The sequence below is a fragment of the Chloroflexota bacterium genome (assembly GCA_026713825.1).
In the GTDB taxonomy this organism is placed as follows: domain Bacteria; phylum Chloroflexota; class Dehalococcoidia; order Lucifugimonadales; family UBA1127; genus UBA1127.
Genome location: JAPONS010000046.1, coordinates 1 through 2,479, shown reverse-complemented (window position 1 = coordinate 2,479; position 2,479 = coordinate 1). Strand labels below are relative to the sequence as shown.

General features: G+C 65.5%; 2 protein-coding genes. Both read right to left on the bottom strand.

Annotated features, from left to right (window positions below; genetic code table 11):
* On the bottom strand, positions 1 to 1,688 hold a 1,688-nt coding region (locus OXC99_05290; protein MCY4624400.1), incomplete at its 3' end, for a cysteine peptidase family C39 domain-containing protein.
* A gap of 14 nt (positions 1,689 to 1,702) precedes the next feature.
* Entirely contained in the window at positions 1,703 to 2,224 is a 522-nt protein-coding gene (locus OXC99_05285) for a hypothetical protein (protein ID MCY4624399.1), read from the bottom strand.
* Positions 2,225 to 2,479: the final 255 nt, after the last annotated feature.

The following is a 2,479-nucleotide window of genomic DNA, read 5'->3' as shown; positions in this document are numbered from 1 at the left end:
GGTTCCCACAGGCCTCCCACGAGCATGGCCAGCGTTGACTTGCCGGAACCGCTCGGCCCGATCACGGCAACGCGCTGCCCCGGCTCGATAACGAGGTTGAAGTCCGAGAGCAGCGGGGCCGCGGAGCGCCGGTAGCCGAAGGTCAATCCCTTGATCTCAAGGTGGCCGGCCAAGCGCAACCTGCCTTGGAAGTAGGCAAGCCGCTGCCCTGGCTGCTCCTCCTGACGCAGGGCGGGCGCCGGCTCGTGTCCCGCCACCACATCGTCGATCCGTTGCAGGTCGGCCGCCAGCACATTGAGCCGGTCGGCGGCGTCGACAAAGCGGCCGATCGGAACGAGAAATCGGGCGCTCACAAGGAAGTACGCCACCAGGTCTCCGAGGGACATCTCGCCGCCGAGTATCTGAAGCGTCCCGAAATAGAGAATGACGGCGGCGCCCAGCGCCTGCGCCAACGCCGGAAACATGCTGATCGCCGCGCCGAACTCGGCGAACCGTTGCCGGATGCCGAGTTCGCGGGCCAGGTAGCCGGTCCAGCGCGCAAACAGCGCCGCCTCCGTGCCGGAGGCCCGAATCGATTCGAGCCTTCGCAACCCCATGGCGCCGACGCCCACCAATCGGCCTTGTTCCTGCCGCAGACGGTGGTTCTCGTGCAGGCGCAGCCCGACCAGGACATGCAGCGCCCCGGCGCTGGCGGCCGCCACCGCAAGCACAGCGGTTGCCAGCCACGCGTCTGCGTACACCATCCACGCCAGCAGGGCGGCGCTGATCACCAGTTCGATGAACAAGCCGGTCAACTGCGTCGAACCCTCGTTGGTCACGTTGTCGACGAGGTGGACTCGCGAGGCGACGTCGCCGGCGAGGCGTTGCGCGAAGTATTCCCTTGGCAGGCGCAGCAGGGTCGAGACGAGACCCGCCGACTGCTCGACCGACACGCGCAGGCTCAACCGGTTCAGGGCGTGTTGCTGCAACCAGGTGAAAGCAAACAGGGCAACAGCCGCAAGGGCCACCGCGCCAACGATGTAGCGCGCGTCCCCGAGCGCGCCGGCATAGGCGTGGTCGACGAATACGCCGAGCAGGAGCGGGACGGCCAGGGTTGGAACCGCACTGAGCAGGCCGCAGAGAAGGGCGACGAGGAGCAGCCCCCGGTGAGGACGGAACCAGGGCCAGAGTTTGTCGCGAATGCGGGGCGGCCGCCCTCCCCTGACGAAGTCCGGGCGCGGCTCGAGGGTGAACGCGACCCCGGTGTACAACCTGGCAAACTCGTCCTCGCGCACCACGCGATGGCCCTGCGCCGGATCGTTAATCAGGAAATCGCTGCCGCGGAATCCCTCAAGGACGCAAAAGTGCTGGAACTCCCAGAACAGGATTGCCGGAAGACGGATGCTGCGCAGGTGGCGGTACGGAAACCTCCTGCCCTTGAGATCGACGCCGAAACGGTCGGCTGCCCGCTGCAGGTCCCCTGCGGTGCAACCGTCACGACTGACGCCACAGGCAACGCGCAGTTCGTTGATGGGCACCCACCTGCCGTAATGCGCCAACACGATCCCGAGCGCCGCCGCCCCGCACTCCCTGACTTCGATCTGTTGGATGGACGGCGTTTTGCGGCGGTAAACGACGAGGTCCCGGCAACGGCGCAGCCATTTTCCGACGGATTCTGCGGCTGGAAACGGCATCCGGATTTCTGCCATTTTTGCGCCCAGGCCTACTCGAACGCCTTCGGCAACGCGAGTTCCGCCAATGCGGCAGCGACGTTGCGGCTGCCGGTGGGGATACGCAGCGCCGCGCGGCCGGTCGGGGCAACCCCCGACCCGGCCGCGTGCGAGAGACGGACAGCGACCGCGACGCCGTTGGCGGAGACTCCGGGAACACTCAGCAGGCGGCCATAGGCCGCCCCGGCGTCGCCAACCAACGTCACTGCAGTTCCCGGCGCTAGGACCGCAAGCGCGTTGCGCGAGGCGTCATCGAGAACCGCCGCGTCCACTCGCAACAGCACTTGGCCGGCGCCAGCGGGCGCTTGCCCTTGCTCCTCGACCACGACGGGTATGGCCGTCGAGTATTCAAGCGGCGCGCAGAGTGCCGCAACGAGGAAAGCTACGATGGCCCAAGCGGTGGCCCGGCCTGCCAGCCGCTCACGGGGCGGGCTTGCGCGAACCAGGTCGTCAAGCGGATCCGGTTTCGCACTGTGGGCCAGCGTTTCGTCGGAGTATAGTGAAGTCAGCTGCATGGGACGCTCTATTGGTACGACGCAAAGGATACCATCTCAGACTTTACATGTCACCTGTTTACGTTAACTTGTCGTGTCACATACTGCCTGTATCGTCTTGTTAATGTATATATCTGTCAAACCAAAGTTAAAATGTCCCCTTTTGGTCTGTCCTCTGTCCGTGTACATCACTGGTCCGAACAGCGCGGGGAGTGCTGCCCCTGGCATTGGACGAAGGGGGTCAACAGGAGCGCGACCTCGCAGCAAAATATCGTG